The following is a 26,326-nucleotide window of genomic DNA, read 5'->3' on the forward strand; positions in this document are numbered from 1 at the left end:
TCTTATCTCTTCTTTTTATCCAATTGATTTTGGAATTTCTTCATTTCGTCTCTGAAATTTGCTGCCGCTTCGAAATCCAAACGTTCAGCAGCTTCGAGCATTCTTGCTTTAAGTTCTCGTACAATGTTTTCAAGCTCTTCCGCTGAAAGTTCTGAATCCTTTTTCTTTGGTGTCTTTTTATCATCTTTCAAAATTCCGATGACTTCTCTTATATCTTTAACAATTGATTTCGGAGTGATGTTGTGTTCTTTATTGTATTCTTCTTGAATCTTTCTTCTCTTTTCCGTAATTTCAATTGTGTTTTTCATTGAATCCGTTATTCTATCGGCATACATAACAACTTCGCCATTTGCATTTCTTGCCGCTCTTCCTACTGTTTGGATGAGCGAAGTTTCGGACCTTAGGAATCCTTCTTTGTCCGCATCAAGAATTGCAACAAGTGAAACTTCCGGCAAGTCGAGTCCTTCACGTAGAAGGTTAATCCCGACTAGCACATCGATGTCTCCGGTTCTTAAATCCTTTATAATCTTCATTCTGTCGATTGTCTCTGTGTCGGAGTGCATATAGCTGACCTTAATTCCGAGCTCTTCCAAATAGTCCGTCAAGTCTTCTGCCATTTTTTTCGTGAGTGTCGTTATTAAAACTCTTTCTTTTTTCTCAATTCTGTCCCGAATTCTTTCAAGCAAATCGTCGATTTGATTTTTGATAGGTCGAACTATAATCTTCGGATCCAACAGTCCCGTAGGTCTTAGAATTTGCTCTGCTATAACTTCGGACTTTTCCTGTTCATACGGTCCCGGTGTTGCCGAGACAAACAAGATATGTTTTATGAGTGATTGGAACTCGTCAAAATTTAACGGTCTGTTGTCGAGTGCCGAAGGCAGTCTGAAGCCGTAGTCAACAAGCGTCTGCTTTCTCGAGCGGTCGCCCGCATACATTCCTCTGACTTGCGGAATCGTGACATGTGATTCATCGGCAATTATTAGAAAATCTTCCGGAAAGTAGTCAATCAACGTGTATGGTCTTGAGCCCGGACGTCTTCCCGACATGTGCCTCGAGTAGTTTTCAATACCCGAGCAAAATCCGATTTCTCTAAGCATTTCGAGATCATATCTCGTTCTTTGTTCAAGTCTTTCGGCGTAAAGAAGATGGTCCTGATCTCGAAGCTCTTTGAGTCTGCTTTCAAGTTCCTCTTCTATTGTAACGATTGCACGTTTAACTTTTCTGTCGGTCGTAGCAAAGTGAGATGCCGGGAAAATCGAAGCGTGCCTCATCTCTCCTAAAATTTCTCCGGTCATACTGTTTATCTCTGTAATTCTTTCAATTTCGTCTCCGAAAAATTCAACCCGAATCGAGTTTTCGCTCTCGCTAGCCGGGAAAATATCCAAAACATCTCCACGCACTCTAAAAGTACCGCGAATAAAATTAATATCATTTCTAATATATTGAATTGCAATAAGTTCCTCAATGACCTTGTCGCGATCTTTTCGCATGCCCGGTCTCAAAGAAACCATAAGGCTGATGTAGTCCTCCGGGTCTCCTAAACCGTAAATACAAGAAACAGATGCGACAATTATTACGTCTTTTCTTTCAAAAAGTGCCGCCGTCGCCGAGTGGCGAAGCTTATCTATCTCGTCGTTTATTGCGGAGTCCTTTGCAATATATGTGTCAGTTGACGGAACATACGCCTCCGGTTGATAATAATCATAATAACTTACAAAATATTCTACACTGTTTTCCGGGAAAAAATCTCTGAGCTCCATGCACAGTTGATACGCAAGTGTTTTATTGTGAGCAATTACGAGCGTCGGCAGCTGAGTCTTTTCGATTATATTTGCCATCGTGAAAGTTTTTCCGGAACCCGTAACTCCTTTTAGCGTTTGAAATTTATTGCCGGATTTTATCGAATTTACTAATTTTTCAACAGCTTCTGGCTGGTCTCCAGTCATTTTGAATTTTGAATGTAATTTAAAGTCCATATTTTTCCTTTCTAACCTTGTATATCTTAAACATATATTATAAAATATGAATGAGGTGTTTAAATGAATAAATTTAAATATTTTTTAATTTTTATAACCATAATTTTTCTATCCGGATGCAAATTTTTAATAAAAGACGAACCAAAAACCGGTATAAATTATGTACCGCTTGATTATAAAGTCGATTCTATAAATTATCTTACAAACGTCGATTCAAATGAGCTCACGACAAAACTTAATCATATCGACGACTCGAACTACAAACTTAGTATTTTGGCGCCGCTCACAAATTGCGATGAAATTGTTGTTGAAAATGTTAATGTGAACAATTTTGAAATAGACATCACTATCGATGCGAAAAAAAATACAAATAACGAGGTGAAAAAACCTCTTATAACACTATCGCTAACAGGTCTAAACCCTTACAATAATAGCGAATATAAAGTCCACGTCAACATTAAATACGATCGTATAAATCTTTGGCTTACACGTGACGAAGCTTTTAAAATTTTAAAATCTGAAAAGTTTGTTGTGCCATGTTCACCGATCTACACAGATATTTTAAAAAATGGCAGTTCTATTCTTTGGAAACTCGGATTTTATGAAATTAATAGTGAATCAAAAAATCCAATCAGATACACCGAAGCAGTTATAAATGATAAAACCAGAGAACTTTTAAATGTAAATTCTTTCGATGTAGCTCGACCAATTTTAGACGGCTCACTTATTTCTAACCTCGATTATAATAATTTTTTATATGAAGTCAATAATAAACTTCTTATCTATAATATACCCCATAAAACAAGTAAAACACTTGACATTAGTATTACAGATAATTGCGTATTCTCAAGGGATTTTTCTAGTGGCAAAATTGCTATTCTATATCCCGAAAACAAAATTACACTTATCGACAGATTCCAAAATACTAGAAATTTAACTTTCGATTTGAATATAAAAGTTAAACTGTTCGAAATTTATGACGGTAAATGCTATATTGTTAGTACCGACAACGAAATTTATAAACTTGAAGGCGACACTCTAGAAAAAATTTACTCGTTCAAAGAAGAAATTACCGCTTTTTCTGTTGGCAGTGAAATTGCTTTAAGCTCTATTGACAAATTCGGAGAAGAAAATATATTCCTGCTCGACAAAAGTGGAAAAAGATTTATTTCTAAAGGCCGTTCGCCAAAGGTATGTGGCGATAAAATTCTTTTTGAGATTCCTAGGGGCGGAAAAAATATCGACCTTTACAGCTACAATCTTTCAACAGGTCTTCTTTTGAAAATTTATAGTGGCACCGAAATTAGCTACAATAGAAGTGGAACCGGCGATTTTAAAATTTTCGATAAAATCAATTCATATTACAGTGCATATAAACTTTCTGGCGACAATCTCACGTATATTTGTCCGCTCGAAGAAGCAAATATTTGGAATCTTGGAAATAAAAACTACTATTTTACAAATGCTAAAAATAGAATTTATATGTTTAATTTGAAAAATCAATCCAAATAGTAAAAGCACCTGTATAGGTGCTTTTTTATTGCAACAAATCAATTGTTTCAACGGGTTCTTCCGAAGGTATATCTTCCATATCAGTCGGCTTTGAATCCGGTGTTTTTGTCTTTGTGCCAACAAGGACAACTTGGTCGCTCTTAGGATAGTAACTCTTCATATAAGGAACTTCCTTTATAAGTTTTCCGCCATTTTTATACACTTTATAGGATTGATATCTATATCCCGGTCTACCTTTTTTAACGACTTTTGTTTCGCCCACAAAAAGCTCATCGCTCTTTTTTTCCTGTGTTTCAAAAGGAATCTCTTCAATACATTTAGAATACATCTCAACCGTATAATTCTTTTTATTTGTGTCTCCGTAAATTGTAAATGTTATAATATTTTTCGCAAGATTTACGCTACTCGTAATTGCAATCGGAAAATCGAAGTTGTTTGTAAACTTTAAATCTTTTGCTCCTACCCAAACAGCTCCATCCTCTCCATAAGGAACATATGGTGCCGGAATCGAGTGCGGATGTCTTTCGGTTATTGTGACGTCACTTCGAACAAGAGCATTGTATAAAGTTGTAGATGTTTGGCAAAGTCCACCGCCAAGTGCATCTGTATAGACTCCGCCTTGAATTGTACTTGCCGGCTTATATCCGTTTGCCGCTGTTATAGGTCCCATTTTTTGATTGAAGCTGACAGTTTCGCCCGGCATAACGACAATATTTGAAATTCTCTTTGCCGAAAGAACAATGTTTGCATTTCTTCCCGCAGTGCCTCTTCCGAGATTTGATGTAAATGTTCCGATTACACCGTTCACTCGAGCTATTGCATCTTTGTTTACAGACGGTTCAATAGTCTTTGTTTTCGTCTCAAATGAAACATCTTTGTTTTCATTAATAGCTTTTTTTATATTTGTATTTAGAAGTGTAAGAAGCTCTTCCTTATCCACTTCTTTTCCGCTCTTGCTTTCACCGACCTGAAGTTTCCCATCGACAAAAGTAACGTCAGAATTCGTAGAAACAACATTCATATTTGCACTTATTGTGTTGACAAAATCCTTGACTTTTTCCTCATCAACATTCAAACTTAAATCAATATTTTCTTTATTTTCCTTTAAAGAATTTATCTGATTAAATCTTTCTTCTTCAGTTCCATCTCTGCCAATTTGGTATGCTTTGTTTATTGCAGCGTCGAAGTTTGGATTTAAACCAAGTTCTGCAAGTGTTTTTGTTGCACTGCTGTCATCGATATAAACCACAATTTTTCTTTCACCCAGACCTGAAAATTTATCTCTAAGCTTCGATTCAGCATCACTTTTTGAAAGTCCTGAAACATCAACACCGCCAATTGAAATACCGTCATAAATGACTTCTTTAGACAATGTTTCACGAACAAGATTTTCATGTTCTTCTTGCTTTAGTCTTTGAGCTTCTTCCTCCTGTTTAATTTTTTGCTTATCTGTGTAATCTTTATAAACATAAAAACCTCCCCCAACAAGCAAAATTATAATAATACCTATAATAAAACCCTTTATAAATCTTTTCAATTAATAATTCCTCCGTATAATAACCATAGTTATATTTTACCCCAAATTCTGTTTATTATTCAACATATCCCATGCTGAAAATCGGCATCATTATTCCAAGAGCAATGATTGCAACAAGTATTCCTATAAAACTTATCATAATTGGTCCAATAAGCTTTAAAAGTACATCTAGGCGATTTTTGTAACTCTTTTCATAAAATTTCATTAATTTATATGTCGTTTCACTGACCACATCTTCCCTGTTTAAACTTATGAGCATAGATCGAGAAAGAGGTGAAAATATCATATTAAACTCATCAATTTCTGCAATTGTTTCTCCGAATCTTATTTGTGCAATAATATCTCCAATTGTCTTTTTTATAAATATGTCAGTTTCTTCGTTGTAAATAAACTTCAATGAGTCTTCGAAATTTCCCTGATATTTATATATGATACTGAATTTTTTAAAGAATAAATATTGAAACTTATCTCTATAAAGACCTTTAAACAAACCTCTGTTGTAAATAAATTTTCTCAAATTGTAGTCAAAGACAGGTCTTTTTATTATCAAAAGTTTAAACGAAAGATAAATTGCAAAGAGCACGAGTAAAATCTGATGTCCGTATGACGCCAAAATATTCGAAAGCCCAAATGCAATGTTGGAAATAAAAGGAAGCGCTGTTCCAAAATCACTCAAAACATTTAAAAATACAGGTGCAACGAATTTTGATATGAATATAAGAAGTGCAAGTCCCATGACTAAAAGAAAGGTTGGATAGTAAAGAGCTTTCTTTATTTTCATTGAGATATCCTCTTCATATTCTATATAATCCGAAACATTTTGAAGTATTTCTGAAATGTCGCCGCTGTCTTCGCCGATTTTTAAAAATGAAATGATAAACGAGTCCACATTGTAGTGATTTGCAACTGATTCCGAAAAAGGAACTCCATTCTTGAGCTCGTTTAACATCTCATTAGATTTTTTTCTGTCAACATTAAAATTGTCGCTTTCAGAAACCAAATCAAACGCATCCACTAGATTCATTCCTTCGTTCGTCAAGAGTTGAAGCAATTTGAACAAATTAAGCGGAGAATCCTTTGTTTTAAAAATCGGCTTTTTTATATAATGTTTCGCTTGCCCGTTTTTATCAGCTGATATCCCGCCTCTAAATTTTTCGTTCACTCTGTCAACATATTTATAAATCATTTTCAACCTCAAAAGTTTTCAAATCTATTTTACCGTTCTTTAGATGTTCAACCAGCGAATCTTCAAAATTCATTATAGTTTGAACTTCCCCATCGTCTATGACATTGACTTCATAAACACCGACTCTTCCTTTGTATCCATTGTCACATCTACCACAGCCGACAGCTTCATAGACATAGTTTATTCCTTTTTCTTTTAACCATTTCGGTGCCTCGACTTTCTTTCTGCAATCCGCGCACAAAGTTTTTACTAGCCTTTGATTTATAACAGTTTTAAGCGCTTCATTCATAAGATTTTCATTTATATTTAAATCCAAAATTCTGTCAAAAGTTGAATTTATATCCTTGGTATGAAGTGTCGAAAAAACAACATGCCCTGTGATTGCAGATCTAAAAGCAACTTCCGCCGTTTCTTCATCTCTTATTTCACCGATATATAAAATATCCGGGTCCTGCCTTAAAATCGCTCTCAATAGTTTGTGGAAAGTCCTATCTCGTTTGTTATTTACTTCTAGCTGTGTTATATTTTCATTTTTATATTCAATCGGATCCTCGATTGAAATAATATTCTTTTTATCCGAATTTATCTTTTTAATAATTCCATGAAGCGTTGTGTTTTTTCCTGAACCTGTCGGACCGCATATAAGATGAATTCCCGCTTTTTGTGCTCTGTTTAAAATAAATTCCGAAATTTCTTTTCTTAACCCCAAAGTTTCTAAATCCAAACCCTCAACACTTCTTTGAAGCAGACGATAAACAATCTTTTCTCCATTAAGTGCCGGAACGGAACTCACTCTTATCATGAAGCCCTTATATTCAAAAGAACTCTCTTGAATTTCCTTGTTCATTGTGTCAAGTCCAGACTTTACTTTGATTTTATTTATTATATTTTCGCAATTTTGATTGGATTGATAAATTGTAACAAGGTCGCCGTCGATTCTAAATCTAATCAGCATAAAACCTGACTTAGGTTCAACGTGAATGTCTGTTGCTTTAAGCCTTATCGCTTCATCGAGTATCTTTTCAAATTCCGGGATTCTTCCGATGTTATAGTTTTCATCGACAAGATAAACAAACTCTCCCTCAATTTCCTTTAAAATCTCGAGGTCTCCTTCTTTCGGTTTATATGTTAAAATTAAGAACTTTTTTCCTTCTATAATTTTTTCAACATAAACTTTGAAGTTTAAGCTTTTTATATTTCCATCGCCCGTATTTAATTCTTTTAAATAAAAAGAGCCTTTTGAAACAGCCCCAGATAATTCAAGTGAATTTATAAATTCATCAATTCTTTTTATCATAAGTGTTTAAAAGTCTCCTTTATTTTTGCATTCAAAATATTTATTGCCACTTCATTTTCTCCACCTTCGGGAATAATGATGTCGGCAAATCTTTTAGTTGGTTCAACAAAATTTATATTGGTCGGTTTAACCACAGAAATATATTCGAGAATAATTTTTTCAAGCGGCATAGATTTTTCCTTTGTATCTCTGATAATCCTTCTTATTAGGCGAATATCAGAGTCAGTGTCAATAAAAACTTTTATGTCAAATAAGTCTCTTAACTTCTTTTCATAAAGAATGAGACTGCCTTCAACAATTATTATGTCCTTTGGAGAAAAATTTTGAAAATTATCGGTTCTCTCAAGCGATACAAAATCGAAAGCGGAAATTGAAACAGTGTTTCCAAGTGCCAAATCTTTTAAAATTCTAATCAAATAATCAAAGTCAAAACTGTCAGGATGTTCCAAATTAAGCTTCTTTCTTTCGTCAAAACTCATAGATGAAAAATCTTTTATAAATGAATTTTGATCAATTATCTGTACTTTGTTTTCACCATTAATAGATTTTAGCTTTTCTGAAATCGTACTTTTTCCCGAACCGGCACCGCCGGCGATACCAATAATCAACGGCTTTATCATTACTCCTCCACCTGTCTTATATAAAAACCTTCAGACGCATCTTTGTCATATAAAAAACTGTAAACAGTTTGCGGCACATTTGCCCTTTCGACATGTTTGTTCTCGTCATTTCTTAGGTCTTTAACTTCTACAATCACATCACCTTCAGGTCCCATAATTGAAACCGTTTCGCCTTCGTTTAATCCGTTCTTTAAAGTAAAATAGATTCTGCCGTCCTTTGCTTCGTGAACTTCGCCTTTAAAAGTGCTCTTTGGAATTGCGACCTGATTGTTGTTATATTGTCCGTCTTCCATAGGATTACCAAAATAAAATCCTGATGTGAAAGGTCTGTGGGAACTCGAAATAACTTCTTTGTCTAGTGATTCGTCAAATTTATAATTTTCAGGATCCTTCAAATATGAATCAATCGCACGTCTATACGCTCTTACAACTGTTGCGATATAATACGCACTCTTAACACGCCCTTCAATCTTTAATGACGTAATACCGGCTTCAATCAACTTTTCAACAAAAGATATTGTTTTCATATCCTTTGAATTCATTATATATGTTCCGCCTTCGGTTTCCTCGATTGGAAAATACTCGCCCGGTCTCTTTTCTTCCATCAAATAGTATTTATACCTACACGGATGTGCACAGTCGCCCTTGTTCGGATCTCTGCCGGTCATATATGAACTCATGAGACATCTCCCCGAATAACTCATACACATTGCGCCATGACAAAAAGCTTCGAGTTCCATTTCAGGTGCGATATTTTTTCTGATTGTAGCAATTTCTTCTAGAGATAATTCCCTTGCAAGCACTACGCGGCTCGCTCCCATTTTGTGCCAAAAATTTATAGTATTTGAATTTGTCACAGAACCTTGCGTAGAAATATGAATTTGAAGATTGCTATTTTCTTTTACCAGCGAAAAAACTCCCGGGTCCGAAACTATAACCGCATGAACCCCGATTTCGTCCAAGAACTTTATATAATCAACCATACCATCGAAGTCACCTTCGTGCGGAATTATATTTAATGTGACATATATTTTTTTATTATTTTTATTTGCAAATTCTACAGCTTCTTTTAAATCGTCCCTTGTAAAATTTGTAGCAGCTTTTCTTAATCCGAATTCTATTCCGCCTATGTAACAGGCGTCCGCCCCATACATGAAAGCTGTTTTCATACGGGACAGATCGCCTGCCGGTGCTAATAATTCTATCATTACTTCATATTCTCCTTAGCCTTTAAATGATCTTCGTAAGTCGATGTGAAAGTATGTGAACCGTCATCACCTGTCAAAACAAAGAACAAATAATCAGTTTGAGCAGGATTTATCGCAGCCTCAATTGACTTCATACCAGGTGAAGCAATCGGTGCCGGTGGCAATCCTTCGTTTATATATGTGTTGTATGGCGAATCTATTTGCGTTTCTTCATTTGTGAGTTTCGCTTTTCTTTCGCCCAAAATAAATTGTACCGTAGCGCACGATTGAAGACGCATACCTTGAGCGATTCTGTTGTAGAATACGCTTGCTGCAAGCGGTCTTTCGTCATCCACTTTGATTTCTCTTTCAATAATTGATGCAAGTGTAATCATTTGTGTGAAAGAAAGTCCGTTGAAGTCTTCTCTATCAAGATATTCACCCATTCTGTCCTGGAATGCTTTAAGCATTTGCTTTGTAATGTCAACTTCAGTCGCACCTGCAGGAATATCATAAGTTGCAGGGAATAAATATCCTTCAAGGCTTTCGCCTTCGTTCAACTTTTGAAGCCATGGAAATTCAGCTACATAGTCTGCTGCGGATGCGGTTGCATTTAAAAATGCTTCCTTTGAACCCAAACCTTTTTCTTCAATTCTTTCAGCTATAAGTTTTCTTTCAAAGCCTTCCGGTATGACAAGTTTTGTTGTTTCAACAACATCTTCACTTTTTTCGGATGTTATAACTCCAATAATCTCATCCGCCGACATTGACCTTGATAGGGTAAATTCTCCCGTTTTTATTTCGGTTTCCTTGCCGAGTTTTTGAACTCTTGACTTAAAGAACGTTCCGTTTTTAATCAAATTATTATCGTAAAGTATTGACGCGACCTTGCCCAATGAGCTGCCGCTCGGTATCTCAATTTGAACCTCTGACGTGTCATTTATATCAACAGGTTCGTACATTCCTCCAAAAAATGATCTGTAGAGATAATATCCTCCACCGACAATCAGTAATAACACCAACAAACTGATTATAGTTTTTGCTTTATTGTTCATCAAACCACCTAAAATCTCTTATAAAATTTAGAATGCTCGTAGACATAATTGATAACTGAACCAAAAATGACTACACTTATAGCTTCTCCTCCCATAAGCGTCAAAACAGTAGTCCAATAAGGAATATTTGTGAAGTAGCTTACCCAAATACTTACGATGAATCCATTTAAAAGTATAGGTGGAAAAAAAGCCAATATTCTATTTTTGCTCTTTTTAGTTAGATATGCGGCCAAAAGAGTCACTAAAGAACCACATACTACGTCGATAATCCCAAATCCGGATTGAAATACAAGGATGATATTACTTATCAAACATCCTATAAAGAGACCCGGAACTGCAGCGGCTTCTAGAAATGGTAAAACTGTAAGCCCTTCAGCAAGTCTCAATTGTACCGGACCGTATGTGAGTGCAGCTGCGGGAACCATCTGAATTACCACAAGCACCACATACATAGCAGCTATTAGAGCTGCTTTTGTTAAATACTTCGTGTCAGTAAATTTGTTTGCCATTTTTTACCCTCCAAATTTCGGTGTGACACGGTAGATTTGACTGAATATTTTTTCATCGAACTAATTTTATTTTAATTCGACAATGCTATTAAATTTAATTTAAATCGCTACATTCTCATACAAATTACCGTGCAAATTACACCTCTGTAAATATTGTGAGAATCATAGGATTTCTCTTTATTCTATCATAGATAAACTTTCTAAGTTCATCTCTAATAGTGGTTTTCATGGAATTCCAATCTTGAATTCCGTCACGGTCAAGCTTTGCTACAATCTGTCTTACCTTTTGTAGAGAACTTTCCATAATGTCTTCATTCTCCTTAACGTATACAAATCCCCTGCTTATAATATCAGGTCCTGCAATAACCTTTCCTGTTTCTTCTGAGAGTGTTAGAACTACACAAATAAGTCCGTCTTCAGAAAGATGTTTTCTATCTCTTAAAACGACATTTCCAACATCTCCAACTCCAAGTCCGTCAACCATAATTGAGCCATTTGGAACTGATCCTGTACATTTAAATGATCTCTTTGTTAGTTCCATAACATCTCCGTTCTTTTGTATAAATATATTCTTCTTGTCCATTCCCATGCTGAGTGCAAGATCTGCATGAGTTTTTTGATGCCTAATTTCGCCATGAACCGGCATAAAGTATTTCGGCTTCAAAATGCTGTGAATAAGTTTTAATTCCTCTTGACATGCGTGACCGGAAACGTGAATATTTGCAAGTTTTTCATAAATAACTGTAGCGTCTTTTTCCATCAACTTATTTATTACTCCACCAATATCGAGCTCATTTCCCGGAATCGGGTTTGCACTTATGATAACGGTATCTTTATTTGTAAGCTTGATTTTCTTGTGCATATCGTAAGCTATTCTTGTAAGCGCACTCATCGGCTCGCCTTGAGATCCCGTCATTATTAGACATACCTTGTTCGGGGGATATTGATGAACTTGATTTATATCCACTAAAGTTTTTTCCTTAACCTTTAGATACCCAAGCTCTCTCGCAGTGTTTACAACATTAAGCATACTTCTTCCTGAAAGTGCAACGAATCTTTCGTACTTTTCAGCAGCCGTAATAATTTGCTGAACACGATGAACATTTGACGCAAAAGTTGCAACCAAAATTCTTCCGGAAGCTTTTGCGAAAAGATCATTAAAAGTTTCGCCGATAGTGCTTTCGGAAAGTGTGTATCCTTGCCTTTCAACATTTGTAGAATCGCATAGAAGAAGTGAAACACCCTTGTTTCCAAGTTCAGCCAATTTATTCAAATCCGTTCTGACTCCGTCAATCGGAGTGTAGTCGATTTTAAAGTCGCCTGTTTGAACAACAGTTCCCACCGGAGTGTGAATTGCAAGCATAGCCGAATCCGGAATGGAGTGGCTACATGCTATAAATTCAACTTTAAACGGACCGACACCAATTGTATCGCCGTATTCAACGTCTTGAAGCTTTACCGGTATATTGAATTCCTTAACTTTATTTTTTATCAAAGCATTTGTGAGTTTTGTGCCATAAATAGGAGCGTTAAACTTGTCCACAACATATGGAATCGCTCCAATATGGTCTTCGTGACCATGAGTAATAAAAAATCCTTTTACCTTTTCTTTGTTTTTCTCCAGATAACTAACGTCAGGTATTACAATATCAATACCTGGCATCTCATCGCCCGGAAAAGTCATTCCACAATCTACTACTATAATATTATCTTTATATTCGTATGCAGTTATGTTTTTGCCTATTTCACCAAGGCCTCCGAGAGGTATTATCTTGAGAGAATTTGTATTTTTTGTCATATTTATAACCTCTTTCTTATAATTTTATTAAAATAAATCGGTGTTAACTAACCGTTTAATTTCATAATTTTAATTTTTAAAGTTTTTTGCACACAAAAACTAAAGCTTATTTAAAAGCTTAAGAATTGTGTTTTTTTAAATATATTTCCAGAATATATGACGCAGCAAGTGCATCTTCCGCACCTTTTTGCTTGCCGCGTTTAACATTTAAAAATTTCAAAGTATCGTTTGCCATCTTTGTGGTGTATCTTTCATCCACAAATTCTGTTTTGATGCCCGTTTCTTTATACAAAAATTTGACAAAAGTCATTACAATGGAAGCTTGTTTGGACCTGTTACCTTCCATGTCGAGCGGCATACCCGCTACCAATGTGTCCACGTTTCTTTCTTCCATAATTTTCTTTATTTTATCGGAATCCTCTTTTTTGGATCCCCTTTTAATCGTGCCGATTGGTATCGCAAATGTTCCTGTTGGATCGCTAACAGCGAGACCAACAGAACTTTCTCCGATATCCATGCTCAAAATTCTATTTGTCATCAAGTTTCAAATACTCTTTTAACATTGCTTCTAATAACTCGTCTCTTTCCATTTTTATAACAATACTTCTTGCATTGTTATGACTTGTTATATATGTCGGGTCGCCTGAAAGAATATATCCGATTATTTGATTCACAGGATCATAACCTTTTTCAGAAAGTGCATTATAAACATATTCAATGATTTCACGAGGCTTCATATCATTGTCCTTATTAAGATTAAATTGCATTGTCTTATCAAAATCGTTATTATTCATTCTTTGACCCTCCTTGTGGATATTTACATTCTTTTTTTATTATAACATTTAATTCGTTATATGTCCACCTTTTGTAGATAAAAATAATCGTTTTAGATTAATATATAATATTTATAAACATAAAACAAATGTTATAATTTACGTTTGTATTACAATTTATCAAATGTTTTCGTTTTTTTAGAAAATATGATATAATATTATAGATTATGAAAGGAGAACTGTATGCGACATCGAAATAAAGTTTTTACCATTTCAAAGCTTGTTCGATATTTTATATATATAAGTTTAATCGTTATAATTGTTTTCGGAACACTATTCGCTCTTTCCGGAATAAGAATTATGTCTCAGGTTGAGGACATCGACCCGAGAATAGTTAACATGGACTTGAATGAAACTTCCACAATATACGATCAAGATGGAAACTTAATTGAAAAAATAGCGACAGCTGAATATCGTACAATGATAGGTGTTCAAGATATACCTAAAAATTTAAAAAACGCTTTCATAGCTATTGAAGACGAAAGATTTTTAAATCACGTCGGAATTGACCCGAAAGGGATTTTAGCCTCATTATATGAAGCATATAAATCAGGTGACTCTGCTAGAGGTGCAAGTACAATCACCCAACAACTTGTTAAAAATACATTTTTAACACCTGCCAGAACGCTTGAAAGAAAGCTTAAAGAAATCGAAATTTCTATTAAGCTCGAAAAAATGCTTACTAAAGATCAAATTATTGAAGCATATTTAAACAGAGTAAGTATGGGACAAAATGCTTACGGTGTTGAAGAAGCCGCTCAAACATATTTCAACAAACACGCCAAAGATTTGGATCTTGTTGAATGTGCAATGCTCGCTTCAGTTGTTAAAAACCCGAACATTTATCCACCTTTCTACAGGGTTGCACCTAGCAATTTCGATTCCACGAAAATGGAAAAAGTAGGAACTATAGATCTTTTAGGTCAAACTTATATACTTGTTTACAATCCGACAAATGAAAACCGTGCAAATGCTGTTTTAAGAAAGATGCATGAACTTGGATTAATCACAAACGAAGAGTATGATGAAGCAAAAAAAGTTGACAAAAAATCTCTTCTTAAACCTGCTGAAAAAAAAGAAAATCAAATTACAAATTACTTTGCGGACTATGTAAAAGAAAGAGTTGTTGAAGATCTTCAGGACAAATTCGGTTGGACAAAATCAAGAGCTCAAGATGAACTTTTCTATGGCGGACTCAAGATTTATTCGACAATTGATATGAAACTACAACAAGAAGTGGAAAACGACTATAAGAAATTTAATGAAATACTTGTTGGTGATACCACTCACCTTAAAGCACCGCTCTTACTTGATATGACTGTTGACCAATACGGTAACATCATTGATAGTAAAAATAGATTGGTATTTTTAAATAGAAACAATGTATTAAACAATGACGGATTAATTTATCTTGCGGAAAACGAATACAAGTTTGCCGACAACGGCGATTTGATGATTAAATCCGTAAAGATGGTTCCTTATCCTTCAAATGTTGACGTTTTAGACTTCTATACTATCGATGAAAAGAAAAATCTTTTGACACATACAATCGGAAGCCTTCCAATAAAAAAAGATGATTTCAATATGGAAAATGGATGGATTCGAATTAACAAAAAAGCTCTCGACGAAAACCCTGAACTCTATGAAATCAAAGATGGCCTATTGGTATTTAAAGAAGGACAAATTTTTATAAACAAAAACGGAATTGTTCAACCACAAAGCTCAACAATTATTATCGACTATAAAAAAGGTCACATAATTGCAATGGCAGGCGGACGTGATGTTGATGGACGAAGAATCTTCAACAGAGCTACAAATTCGGAAAGACAACCGGGATCATCTATAAAACCTGTCGGCGTATATCTCGAAGCACTTGACAACGGATACACTGCAGGCAGTGCGATAGACGATGTTCCATTTAACTTAAACGGCAATCCTTGGCCGAACAACTGGTACTCCGGTTATAAGGGAATCACATCGCTTAGATATGCGGTTGAGCAATCTATAAACACAAGTGCAGTACACACACTGAATAGTCTCGGCGTTAAAAAAGTTATTCCTTATCTTGAAAAGATGGGCATAATAAATAAAGAACATCCTGAAAGAGACACGTTCGTTACTGAAGAAGAAAATGCAAAGTATAATGATGAAAACTCATCAGCTCTTGCTCTAGGTGGTATGACTAAAGGTTTGAGTCCTCTCACGTTGGCAAGTGCTTATACAGCAATTGCGAATGGGGGAGTTTATGTTAAACCTAGCCCGTACACAAAAGTTATAAATAAAGACGGTGCAACAATTTTGGAATATAAGCCGCAAGGCGTTCGAGTTGTAAGCGAACAAACTGCCTATGTTATGAAGGATATTTTAAGAACCGTTGTTTCAAATGGACTTGGTAAAGCTGCAAAGGTTCCAAATCAAGTAACTGCCGGAAAGACCGGTACAACTCAATACACTGCTGACTTATGGTTCGTCGGATTTACAGATTATTATCTCGGTGCAACTTGGATTGGAAGCGATACCCCTCGTATTACAATGAATAAAAACTCAATGATAGCAGCTCAAATGTGGGAAAATATAATGGAAAAAGCCCATGAAGGTCTTGCTCCGGTAAATGAGTTTAAAATGCCTGACGGCATTGTTAAAGCTCAAATTTGTACCCAATCCGGAAAAGCTCCTACTCAACTTTGTACTGCTGATCCTCGCGGAGTTGTTAAAACTGAAATATTTGTTAAAGGTACTGAACCGAAAAATCCTTGCGATATTCACGTTGAAGCAAAAATTTGTGAAGAATCAGGTCTTCTTGCAAATCCATACTGCCCGATTGATCATGTTAAGACAACTGTTTGTATAAATAGGAAGCCACAATACGTACCAAGTGCTCATAACGGCATTGTTCCATCGGACTGGGGTTATTCCTATCCTCAAGGTTATTGTGACCTTCACAATGAAAATACCCAAAATGAGGACGGAGAAACTTCAGATCTGTTTGATCCGGATATTGAAACGGGAGACAGCGAGGATTCGAATAAAGATAACAGAACAAACAAAGATAATAAAGACAAAAACAACACTACAACAAAACCTAAGGAAAATAAAAAACCGCGTGATGTTGTAGTTCCAAAGGAAGATCAAAAACCAGGTGCTAATGAAAATAGCGGTGGAACAATTGATTTATTTAACTAAAAGAAAAGAAGCAAATTAGCTTCTTTTCTTTTTATCACTTTTTATTACATTTAGGAAAATAAACTATTTATTGAAAAAAGGGAGCAAAACTATGGAAAATGAAATAATAAAAAATTTAAAATCTGACAAAGAATTCTTATGGTTAAATCCAAGTTTTAATAAAGATTCATTATATGATGCGATTTCAAGTAAACAAATATATGAGGCAAATGATCTACTAATAAGATTTTCACCGTTTTTAAAATCTTCATTCAAAGAACTTGAGCCGACAAACGGCATCATAGAGTCCCCTCTTCTAAAATTAAATAATTTCAGCATAAATAATATCTATTTAAAAGAGGATAATCTTCTTCCGATTGCAGGAAGTGTGAAAGCAAGAGGTGGAATTTTTGAAATTTTAAAATATGCAGAAACTCTTGCGACGAATGCAAATATTATAGACACTAAAATCGATTATTCTCAGTTCAATTCTGATGTTTTTCGAGACTTTTTCAGCAGATACAAGATTCAAGTCGGCTCGACTGGAAATCTCGGCATTTCAATCGGACTAATAAGTGCAAAACTCGGTTTTAATGCTATTGTGCATATGAGTAAGGATGCAAAAGAATGGAAGAAAAAACTTCTTCGAGAAAACGGAGTTAACGTAATTGAATATGATTCTAACTACAGCGAAGCTGTCAAAAATGGAAGAATACTTTCGGACAAAGATGATAAAAGTTATTTTGTCGATGATGAAAAATCTATCAATTTGTTTCTAGGCTATTCAACCGCTGCCCTGAGACTAAAAGAACAGCTTAATGAAAAACAAATTCTGGTTGACGATAATCATCCGCTATTTTTTTATATTCCTTGCGGTGTTGGTGGAGCCCCTTCCGGTATTTTGCACGGCCTAAAAACTATCTTTGGTAAAAATGTTTACGTATTCTATGTAGAGCCTGTAAGAAGTGCATCGGTGCTTCTTGGCATGTCCACAGGTTTAAACAGCAAAATAAGTATTGAAGATATTGGCATGGATGGAAAAACTGAAGCTGACGGACTTGCAGTGGGAAGAGCTAGTGAATTATGCTGCGAATCCTCAAAAAACACTCTCTCCGGCATATTTACTATAAATGAAAATTCTATTTTTGAACTAATGAGAGAACTTTATAAAAACGAAGGCGTTTTTGTGGAGCCCAGCGCCGCAAGTTCTATGATTTTCACAAAATTTTTAAACGCTTCAGAATTTTTGAATTTTATAAATAAAGAAGAAATTTTTCTTGAAAATATAACCCACATTGCTTGGTCGACAGGCGGAATGCTTGTTCCCGAAAAAGAAAGAACAATTCTTCTGGACAAATAAAAAATGGCTAACTATTTTTATAGTAGCCATTTTAATTTGCTTTTATTTTGCCAATACATATGCGAGCGCTAAGTCAGTTGTTGCTTTAATACCATCAATGTGTGTACGTTCAAAGCTGTGACTTGCATCAACACCAGGTCCAATTAGTGCTGCTCTTGCATCAACGCCTGCTCTTTGTGCAGCAGAAGCATCTGATCCATAGAATGGGTAAATATCGAGTTCGTATGGAATGTCATTTTCTTTTGCGAGCTTTATTAGCTTTCTCTTCATATCGATATCGTAAGGTCCGGTTGAGTCCTTAACGCAAATTGTTGTTTTTTGTTCGTCTGAAGTTTGTCCAGGTCCAGGGGCAGCCATATCTACCGAAATAAATTCAGTAACTTCTTTTGGAACTCCAGCACTTGATCCGTGACCTACTTCTTCATAGTTTGAAATGAATAAATATGTTGTTCTTGGTGGAACTATATTGTTTTCTTTCAAATATTTTGCAATACCTAAAAGAGAAATAACGCATGCTTTATCATCGAGGTGACGGCTCTTTAAATAGCCTGAATCACAGAGTCTTGTTCCTGTATTGTAATAAACGAAGTCACCAACTTGAATTCCTAATTTTTCCAAATCTTCTTTGCTCTTTACAACTTCGTCAACACGGATTTCGAGGTTCTTATCATTTCTTTCGATTGATTGTGTGAGTGAACCGTTCACGTGACTTGATGCAGCTGTTGTCATAATTGTGCCTGTATATTCTCTGCCATCTTCCGTTGGAATTCTGACTTCAAGACCTTCAACCGTTGCCCAAGCGTATCCACCGAGCATGCTCATTTTTAAGCGTCCGTTCGGTTTTAGTTCTTTAACCATTGCTCCAAGTGTGTCAACGTGTGCTGACAATAAAAGAGCATCTTCCTTGTTTTCCCCTTCAATTTTGCAAATCAAAGCTCCTTTTCTTGTATATTCACAAGGATAATATTTTTCAAGCTCATCCTTTACAAGTTTAACAGCCTTTTGTGTGTCCCCTGTCGGTGATGGTGTCTTTAAAAGTTCAATACCAAAATTGATAATATAATCTAAATCATATTTAAATGCCATAATATACCTCCTTAATAATACATTTTAATTATAACATTTTTAATGCAAAATTACAAAAAATAGCTCAAAGCCATTTTATATACATAATCTCCAAATCCGGCGATAACTCCGTCAGCACCGCGAGCGGTGACAAGATTTCTTCTCTCTTCTTCACGTCTAAACACATTTGTTATGTGCACTTCAACTTTGGGCACATCTATTGAAAGAAGAGCGTCTAATATAGCAATGCTATAGTGAGAATATGCTCCTGGATTTATTATTAGCCCATCGTAATCTCTGAGCTGAATCCTGTCTATTATTTCTCCTTCTGAATTCGACGTAAAAAATTCTATGTCATTGTCATTTAAATCTGCCATAGACCTCAATTCATTTTCTATATCCGTTAGCGACTTCGTGCCGTATTTTTCCGGTTCTCTGATACCCAAATATCTAAGATTCGGACCGTTTACTACTAATATTCTCATTTTACAATTCCCATCCTTCTAAGTTCATCTTTTATAAAGCTCGCTGTTAAAAATAAGCCGTTATTGACCCTAACTTCCATATCGCAAAAATCTCTATACTTGTCAATTCGCCTCTCATATAATAAATTTAAAACTTTATCCTTATTATTTCTAAGTAGCGGCCTATTTTTGCTGGTCAAAACTTTTCTGATTTCATTAAGATCGCGATTTATAAAAATAACAAATCCGTTTTTCTTTAAAACCTCTTTGTTGCACGCCCTCTCAACGACACCGCCTCCGGTTGCGACTACAGTTCTATCATATTTATTCATTATGTCGACGAGTGCTTTTGTTTCCTCTATTCTAAAAAAATCTTCGCCGATTTCAAAAAGTTCATCAACAGTCATTCCGGATGTTTTTTTTATATACCTATCCGAGTCAATTGCCTTGTAGCCAAGCATTTTTCTAAGTTCGAGCGAAAGAGTTGTCTTTCCGCAACCAGGCATTCCGATTAAAACTATATTCACTTCGACCCTCTCCTTATTAAATCATATAAAACTATCGCAGTCATCGACTCCAAGACAACTTGAACACGTTTTGAAATATTCTTGTCGTGCCTACCTTCGAACTTCGTCTTCACTTCATTATACTCCTTATCAACTGTTTGAATCGAAAAATCGTGTGTTTGAATCGGTTTTAGAAGTATATAAAAATAAATTTCTTCTCCATTTGTTATACCACCGTCAACTCCGCCCCAATAGTTGTGTTTTAGTTTCGGTTCACCGTCTTTAATCTCGTACTCCTCATATATATCTTCAATTTTTTTATTGTACAGATTTTCTATTTCTCCGAAGTTCACGCCCTTTACTGCAGGTATTGAAAACATCGCATGCGCAATTTCAGATTCAAAGCTGTCGAAAAACGGTTCACCTACACCCGCTTTAACTCCGTGAACAGAGACTTTTATTTTGGCTCCGGTGCCCGATTCTCCGAAAATTGTGTTTGATTCAAGCGTGATACCCATTTTTAAAAGTATATCCCTTACAACAGTGCCTGCGACAACTATAGGTGCAGTCATTCTGCCGGAAAATATTCCTCCGCCGGTTTTAAAAGCGTTCCCGTTATATTTTACATACTTAGAATAATCCGCATGTCCCGGTCTAAATATGTTCGATATCTCCTCATAATCTTCCGGTTTTATATCCTCGTTTTTAATCGCAAAAGTAAAAGGTGCTTCCGTCGTGTGTCCGTCCTCCAAACCTGACACAAATAAAAAATCGTCCTTTTCGACTCTCTTTGTCTCGCCTTTTAAACTCGGTCTTCGCCTTTCGAGATTTGATTTTATTTTTTCAAAGTCTATCTTTGTTCCTGCAGGGAGTCCCTCCAAACTTCCTCCAACGCAAATGTCATGGGAAGCTCCGAAAATATTAAATTTTACAACTTTTCCAATAGAAAAACTCATTTCATCCTCCCCAAAAAACTATATAGCTCAAAATGTGATTTTTTTAGGCATTCTTTATTTTTAATAAATACTCTCCCCTTATGAAAACATGAAAGTATGAGCGCCATATGAAAAATCCTGTGTTCTTTCGGATATAAATAAATCGAACGTTCATAATCAAAATCCGAAGTTCTTTCGCAGATAACAATTGCATCTCGCCCAATTGAAACAGCATAGCCGAACAAATTCAAAACTTTTTTTATTTCAAGAGTTCTATTCGATTCCTTAAACGCAAGATTTTTTATACCTATAATTTTATATCTTTTTCCATTCATTGCCGATTTTATTGCAAGTGCCGCAGTAAAAACCGGTGCAAGATCCAAATTGTTGCTTAAATCAAAAATACTTTTGTTTGATTTAAGCCACTCTCCTATTATGTTATCAGTCGATTTTGCAGCCTTCATTTTAGGCATATCGCCGTCAAGCCTATTAAAATATTTTAATACTTCAAAAAAAGCTCTATTGCTCATATCTTCAGGCACATGAACTTCTATTTTTTCAGAACTTTTGTTCATTCTTAGAATTGCGTCTTCAGTTTGGTGGATATATTGAATATTTGGCCCCTCGCCATAATTTACATCAAATTGATTAACGCCCGCCATCATCATGCCTGAGGCAAACTGTGTTGACTTTGATATGTCTACATCAAATTTTTCTCGAGTTAACTTTCCTGAAAATTCAATAGAATTCTTTGATTTTTTAAACTCAATTCCCTCATCTTTAAAAAGTTTTTCGTAGTAATCAAGCGGTCTTTCAAAAAGTCGTTCACTTCCTTCGAGCTTATGTTTCTTCCCGTCCAGAAAAACCGGAATGAGAAATCTTAGACTGCTCCCGCTATCTTTTAAATAATGTGCTTCCTTCTTAGTTTTCCATTTAGGAAGAAGTATAAGTTCTGCGGTTTTCCCAAAGCGACTATTATAATATTTGAATTTATAATTATCATAAAGAGCGAAAAGCGTTATATTTGCATCTTCTGAAAAACTAAAGTTCTTAATTTTTGTCGGTCTATTTAAAACATAACTCAAAAGCAAAAATCTGTGACTGTAGCTTTTTGATGAACATGGTAAATATGGAATTTTTAAATTTTCATCAAAATTTTTTTCAAATTTTCTTCCAGCCACGCTCTTTTTACCCTCACAATCTTCCCTTTTCCAATAGATTCCACAATCGGAACATCTATAGATTCTTTGTCCACAGCTTTTTTGTCCGCACTGAAATCAAAATCTATATCTTTTTTAATCTCCGGTTTTCCATATAAAATCTCATAAAATTCTCTAAAAATTTGAATTGTCTCCTCATCAGAATATCCGAGCATCGCCTCCATGAAGAGCCCCATCGCAACAGCCTTTCCGTGACTTATTTTATAATCAGATTGGCTTTCCAAAAAATGTGCAACCGTGTGCCCTGCATTTAAAAGATTTCTTATTGCCTTATCTCGAAAATCCATCTCGACAATTTTTGCTTTTTTAAAAGGTGCATACTCAGTCATTTTGTTTATGAGTTTCTCTTTTTCTCCGGCTTTTAAAAGTTCAAACATTTTGATTGCAACATCTTTATCAAATAGTGCTGCAAGTTTAAAACCTTCCACAAAACCATCTTTTAAGTCATCCGCTTCAAGAGTATTTGTAAAGTCCGCATCGATATAAACAATGTCCGGCTCTTTAAAAATTCCTACATTGTTCTTTGCATGCATAAAATTTATCGCACACTTTCCTCCAATCGCCGCATCTGTCATCGACAAAAGTGTCGTAGGAAGAATTACATGTCTTATTCCTCGCATATAAATACCAGCGGCAAAAGACGCGACATCGGAAATAGTTCCGCCTCCAACTACATAAAGTGTCGAATTTCTAGTAAGCGACAACTCGTGCATTCGCTCAACTAATGAAAATAAAACTTCTTTTGTTTTCGCACACTCTCCACCCTCAATAAACATAGTGTTATCAGGAAAAATATCCGGATATAAACCTTTTAATTTCCTGTCAGCAACAACCAAGTATTCTTCTGTGTCTATATAGTCTGATTTATTTTTTATGGATTTTAAAATTATTTTTTCCACAAATCCTCCAAAATTTTATCAAATGTTCCAAGCGGAATTGTTTGCTTCGAATCACTTAGAGCAATTTCCGGATTTTCATGCACTTCAACAATTATTCCGTCCGCACCGGCAGCAACTGCAGCTCTGGCTGCACGTCTTACAAAATCACGTTTCCCCATTGAATGACTAGGGTCCGCAATAATTTTATAGTCAGTGTTTTCTTTAATATAAATAATTGCCCCGATGTCCAAAACATTTCTCGTAACATCGTCAAAGCTTCTAATCCCCCTCTCGCAAAGGGTTATCTTATTATTTCCTTCAAGTTTTATATATTCCGCTGCTTTTAAGAATTCGTGAACTGTGTTTGAAAAACCTCGTTTTAAAATTACAGGCTTATCAGTTTTCCCAATCTCTCTTAAAAGCTCAAAGTTTTGCATATTTCTTGCACCGATCTGAAAAATATCGACATGGTCATAAAGTTTCTCAATTTGATTTACACCGATAACCTCTGTAACAGTTTTCATGCCCATCTCTCTGATTTTATCAAGGATCGGTAGTCCTTTCCAACCGATGCCCTGAAAATCTTTAGGATCGGTTCGCGGCTTAAAAAGTGCCGCTCTCATTTCAGTTATTCCACGTTTTTTTAATTCAATCGCAAGAGAGAGAGCTTGCCTCTCGCTTTCAATTGAACATGAACCTGCAATAATTCTAATCATTTTCTTCACCCTTATATAACTTATATGCTTCAACCGCCTGATAATATAGCATATCGTATCCATTTTTTATTTCTACACCCTGTTTTTTCATCTCGCTTAGAAAAAGAGTGCACTCAGGCGTATAAATAATATCCACTGCCGTTTTCTGTGAATTGAATTTCTTTGTAAAAATCGCTTTATCTTCATTAAAACCGACGCTTGTGGCATTAATAATATTTGTAAAATCGCAATTCTCTAAATCATAAATAAAATTAAGGTCCGGCTTTATCTTTAAAAGTATATCATTTTCACTCGAATCTCTTACATATAAAGTCAAATCCAAATCTTTAAACGCATAAACAAGAGCTCTCGCAGCTCCTCCTCTTCCAAGAATCAATGTTTTACCATATCTTAAAAATTCTCTATACGCCGCCTTTGCTCCGTACACGTCAGTGTTATATCCTACAAGTTTTCCATTTTCATTTATGACAGTGTTAGCTGCACCAAGTACTTTGACCGCTTCCGACATTTCATCAAGATATTTTATTATCTCAGATTTATACGGTGCCGTAACATTAAATCCTCTTGCACCGGTTTCCTTTATAAATCTCACAAATTCCGGAATCTCTTCTAGATTCATGTCCGCATTTTCATATAAAAAATCTATCTTGTCTTTTTCCGACAATTCTCGATAAATCTCTCCGGATCGTGAATTCTTAATATTTTTCCCGAGCAAATAGCATTTATACATCAAAAAGCTCCGAAAGTGTATCGGTTATATTTTTGGAATTACTCCTTACATAACCGCTCTTAACTTCAAGAAATTCACCCGTTATTAGCTTAGTATTTAAAATTTCTCGATCCTCATTTGTAACAACTACGGGAATGCTACCCTCAAAACTGTATTTTTCAATGAGTTCTCTCTTCGGAAGCACATCATTTGCAAGTACAAAATCAATTTCACGACCCAGATATCGCTCAACTTCCTCAACGTGATGATAAAGAGTATATCCATTCGTTTCCTCAGGTTGAGTCATAACGTTCGCAATATAAACGATTTTTTTGTCCTTTAACGCCTCTCTTACGCCGTCAACAAGGAGATTACATATAACAGATGTGTATAAACTTCCCGGCCCCAATGTGACGACATCAGCACTTGATATCGCCTCTTTTGCATGTTCAGAAATATTTACGTGATTCATCAATGAAAGCTCTTTAATTCCCGCTTTTCTTTTTAGAGCAAAAATCGCAATCTCAGACTCACCTCTTACCTGTACACCGTCAGTAAGAACTGCACACAAATCCATATTGTCAATTGTCACCGGATAAACCTTGCCCTTTAAATTTAAGACATTAGAAACAACTTGAATTCCATTTTCAAAAGAACCTTCGCTCTTAACCATACCTGCTATAATCAAATTTCCAAGTGACTGTCCCTTTAAAGAACCGTCTTCAAATCTATAACTTAAAAGTTTCCTCAAATCGTCCGGTGCTTCCGAAAGTGCAAGAAGACAGTTTCTTATGTCACCTGGTGGGAGCATGTTTAAATCCTCTCTTAAAATTCCACTTCCCCCGCCATTATCACCAACCGTAACAATAGCAGAAACTTCAAATTTTTTCTTAAGACCGTTTAATAGAACACTAAGTCCTGTTCCGCCGCCTATTGCCGCAAGTTTAATCATTGTGTGCCTCATCTAAATCTCGATTTATAATAGTTATATTTATTCCAGACTCTTTTAGAAGTTCTGCAAGTCTCCTTGCAACACTAACTGAACGTTGTCTTCCACCTGTGCAACCGAAAGCAACTATAAGTTGCTCCTTACCCTCATTTTCATATAGTGGAATCAAAAATTTCAATAAATCATGTACTTTTTCAATAAATTCACCGCTCTCATTTTGAGCTAAAACAAAATTATAACAATCAGGATTATATCCACTCTTTAGTTTTAGTTCCGACACATAATATGGATTTGTGATAAATCGCACATCAAAGACTAAATCAGCGTCAGCAACAATTCCGTTTTTAAATCCGAAAGTTTTAAAAATAACTGAGATTTCATTTTTATCATTTAAAACCAAACTGTGAATAATATTTTTGAGTTCACCTAAAGTCAAATTCGTGGTATCTATCGGAATCGAAAGATCCATCACCCGGTCCATGAGTTCTCTTTCTTTTCGAATGCCTTCGACAATTGTACCTCCGGGACTCATTGGATGAAGTCTTCTCTTCTCCTTGAAACGCTTGATAAGCTCATTGTCCGTTGCATTTAAGAATAAAACCTTTGCTCCGTAGTCATCTTTCAAATCTTTTATAGTTTTATAAAGTTCACGTTTAAATACGCGTCCCCTTTGGTCAAGAGCAAGTGCAATTTTATTTATCTCCGGAGTTTCCTCCATAAGTTCAACCAAATCTCTTATAAGAGGTGTAGGCAAATTGTCTATTGAAAGATAGCCCTCATCTTCCAAAACATTTAAAGCAGCGGTCTTTCCCGCACCGCTAAGTCCTGTGACTATAACAATTTCCATAA

The 26,326-nt window shown here is 35.4% G+C and carries 24 protein-coding genes; 3 read left to right on the plus strand and 21 right to left on the minus strand.

Features of this window, described 5'->3' with window-relative positions; all coding sequences use genetic code 11:
- Nucleotides 1-2 precede the first annotated feature (2 nt).
- Nucleotides 3-1,979 carry an excinuclease ABC subunit UvrB gene (uvrB, locus tag C7381_RS06660; RefSeq protein ID WP_116480368.1) on the minus strand — a complete coding sequence of 659 codons (1,977 nt, stop codon included), beginning with the start codon at nt 1,977-1,979 and terminating at the stop codon, nt 3-5.
- Nucleotides 1,980-2,042: 63 nt separating this feature from the next.
- Here uvrB and C7381_RS06665 point away from each other — a divergent pair, with 63 nt between their 5' ends.
- Nucleotides 2,043-3,491, plus strand: a complete 1,449-nt coding sequence (locus C7381_RS06665) for a hypothetical protein (protein ID WP_116480369.1) — start codon at nt 2,043-2,045, stop codon at nt 3,489-3,491.
- Nucleotides 3,492-3,516: 25 nt separating this feature from the next.
- Here the strand turns inward: C7381_RS06665 and C7381_RS06670 are convergent, their stop codons facing one another.
- The 10 genes from C7381_RS06670 to C7381_RS06715 form a co-directional block, all read right to left on the minus strand.
- A complete protein-coding gene (locus C7381_RS06670) occupies nt 3,517-5,028 on the minus strand; it encodes a VanW family protein (RefSeq protein ID WP_116480370.1) in 1,512 nt (503 codons plus the stop codon).
- 55 nt (nt 5,029-5,083) lie between these two features.
- On the minus strand, nt 5,084-6,214 hold the full coding sequence (locus C7381_RS06675) for a type II secretion system F family protein (protein WP_116480371.1): 1,131 nt from the start codon (nt 6,212-6,214) through the stop codon (nt 5,084-5,086).
- A complete protein-coding gene (locus C7381_RS06680) occupies nt 6,204-7,511 on the minus strand; it encodes a GspE/PulE family protein (protein ID WP_116480372.1) in 1,308 nt (435 codons plus the stop codon). The genes C7381_RS06675 and C7381_RS06680 overlap by 11 nt, the downstream gene beginning before the upstream one ends.
- Entirely contained in the window at nt 7,508-8,131 is a 624-nt protein-coding gene (gene udk, locus C7381_RS06685) for a uridine kinase (RefSeq protein ID WP_116480373.1), read from the minus strand. The genes C7381_RS06680 and udk overlap by 4 nt, the downstream gene beginning before the upstream one ends.
- On the minus strand, nt 8,131-9,339 hold the full coding sequence (locus tag C7381_RS06690) for a peptidase U32 family protein (RefSeq protein ID WP_116480374.1): 1,209 nt from the start codon (nt 9,337-9,339) through the stop codon (nt 8,131-8,133). Before C7381_RS06690 ends, udk begins: the two co-directional genes overlap by 1 nt.
- On the minus strand, nt 9,339-10,373 hold the full coding sequence (mltG, locus tag C7381_RS06695; protein ID WP_116480375.1) for an endolytic transglycosylase MltG: 1,035 nt from the start codon (nt 10,371-10,373) through the stop codon (nt 9,339-9,341). The genes C7381_RS06690 and mltG overlap by 1 nt, the downstream gene beginning before the upstream one ends.
- Before the next feature lie 8 nt (nt 10,374-10,381).
- The gene (locus C7381_RS06700) at nt 10,382-10,882 is read right to left on the minus strand and encodes a QueT transporter family protein (protein WP_116480376.1); all 501 of its coding nucleotides are present in this window, start codon (nt 10,880-10,882) and stop codon (nt 10,382-10,384) included.
- 136 nt (nt 10,883-11,018) lie between these two features.
- Nucleotides 11,019-12,680 carry a ribonuclease J gene (locus C7381_RS06705; RefSeq protein WP_116480377.1) on the minus strand — a complete coding sequence of 554 codons (1,662 nt, stop codon included), beginning with the start codon at nt 12,678-12,680 and terminating at the stop codon, nt 11,019-11,021.
- A 118-nt stretch (nt 12,681-12,798) separates the two neighbouring features.
- Nucleotides 12,799-13,218 (minus strand): Holliday junction resolvase RuvX, encoded by a 420-nt coding sequence (ruvX, locus tag C7381_RS06710; RefSeq protein WP_034545564.1) that lies wholly within the window; start codon nt 13,216-13,218, stop codon nt 12,799-12,801.
- Nucleotides 13,208-13,447 (minus strand): IreB family regulatory phosphoprotein, encoded by a 240-nt coding sequence (locus tag C7381_RS06715; RefSeq protein WP_375712737.1) that lies wholly within the window; start codon nt 13,445-13,447, stop codon nt 13,208-13,210. Before C7381_RS06715 ends, ruvX begins: the two co-directional genes overlap by 11 nt.
- A 249-nt stretch (nt 13,448-13,696) precedes the next feature.
- Here C7381_RS06715 and C7381_RS06720 point away from each other — a divergent pair, with 249 nt between their 5' ends.
- Together C7381_RS06720 and C7381_RS06725 are read left to right on the plus strand one after the other, a co-directional pair.
- Entirely contained in the window at nt 13,697-16,696 is a 3,000-nt protein-coding gene (locus C7381_RS06720) for a transglycosylase domain-containing protein (protein WP_116480378.1), read from the plus strand.
- Nucleotides 16,697-16,787: 91 nt separating this feature from the next.
- Complete coding sequence (locus C7381_RS06725) at nt 16,788-18,035, plus strand: D-serine ammonia-lyase (RefSeq protein ID WP_116480379.1); 1,248 nt, start codon at nt 16,788-16,790, stop codon at nt 18,033-18,035.
- A 42-nt stretch (nt 18,036-18,077) separates the two neighbouring features.
- Here the strand turns inward: C7381_RS06725 and C7381_RS06730 are convergent, their stop codons facing one another.
- From C7381_RS06730 to rapZ, 10 genes are read right to left on the minus strand one after another with little or no spacing between them, the layout of a single operon-like run.
- The gene (locus C7381_RS06730) at nt 18,078-19,121 is read right to left on the minus strand and encodes a M42 family metallopeptidase (RefSeq protein ID WP_116480380.1); all 1,044 of its coding nucleotides are present in this window, start codon (nt 19,119-19,121) and stop codon (nt 18,078-18,080) included.
- A gap of 50 nt (nt 19,122-19,171) precedes the next feature.
- On the minus strand, nt 19,172-19,585 hold the full coding sequence (locus tag C7381_RS06735) for a type II 3-dehydroquinate dehydratase (protein ID WP_034545572.1): 414 nt from the start codon (nt 19,583-19,585) through the stop codon (nt 19,172-19,174).
- Complete coding sequence (locus C7381_RS06740; protein ID WP_052085360.1) at nt 19,582-20,091, minus strand: shikimate kinase; 510 nt, start codon at nt 20,089-20,091, stop codon at nt 19,582-19,584. The genes C7381_RS06735 and C7381_RS06740 overlap by 4 nt, the downstream gene beginning before the upstream one ends.
- Complete coding sequence (locus C7381_RS06745) at nt 20,088-21,026, minus strand: chorismate synthase (protein WP_116480381.1); 939 nt, start codon at nt 21,024-21,026, stop codon at nt 20,088-20,090. Before C7381_RS06745 ends, C7381_RS06740 begins: the two co-directional genes overlap by 4 nt.
- Nucleotides 21,023-22,186, minus strand: a complete 1,164-nt coding sequence (locus tag C7381_RS06750; protein WP_116480382.1) for a hypothetical protein — start codon at nt 22,184-22,186, stop codon at nt 21,023-21,025. Before C7381_RS06750 ends, C7381_RS06745 begins: the two co-directional genes overlap by 4 nt.
- On the minus strand, nt 22,144-23,124 hold the full coding sequence (locus C7381_RS06755; protein WP_116480383.1) for a 3-dehydroquinate synthase: 981 nt from the start codon (nt 23,122-23,124) through the stop codon (nt 22,144-22,146). Before C7381_RS06755 ends, C7381_RS06750 begins: the two co-directional genes overlap by 43 nt.
- Nucleotides 23,112-23,819: a 3-deoxy-7-phosphoheptulonate synthase gene (gene aroF / locus C7381_RS06760; protein WP_165803625.1), complete on the minus strand. Its 708-nt coding sequence runs from the start codon at nt 23,817-23,819 to the stop codon at nt 23,112-23,114. The genes C7381_RS06755 and aroF overlap by 13 nt, the downstream gene beginning before the upstream one ends.
- Nucleotides 23,812-24,549 (minus strand): shikimate dehydrogenase family protein, encoded by a 738-nt coding sequence (locus C7381_RS06765; protein ID WP_116480385.1) that lies wholly within the window; start codon nt 24,547-24,549, stop codon nt 23,812-23,814. The genes aroF and C7381_RS06765 overlap by 8 nt, the downstream gene beginning before the upstream one ends.
- On the minus strand, nt 24,542-25,480 hold the full coding sequence (locus tag C7381_RS06770; RefSeq protein ID WP_052085364.1) for a gluconeogenesis factor YvcK family protein: 939 nt from the start codon (nt 25,478-25,480) through the stop codon (nt 24,542-24,544). The genes C7381_RS06765 and C7381_RS06770 overlap by 8 nt, the downstream gene beginning before the upstream one ends.
- Nucleotides 25,473-26,324, minus strand: a complete 852-nt coding sequence (gene rapZ, locus C7381_RS06775; protein ID WP_116480387.1) for an RNase adapter RapZ — start codon at nt 26,322-26,324, stop codon at nt 25,473-25,475. The genes C7381_RS06770 and rapZ overlap by 8 nt, the downstream gene beginning before the upstream one ends.
- Nucleotides 26,325-26,326 lie beyond the last annotated feature (2 nt).

Origin of the sequence: Ezakiella coagulans, from assembly GCF_003096635.1 — a bacterium.
Lineage (GTDB): Bacteria > Bacillota > Clostridia > Tissierellales > Peptoniphilaceae > Ezakiella > Ezakiella coagulans.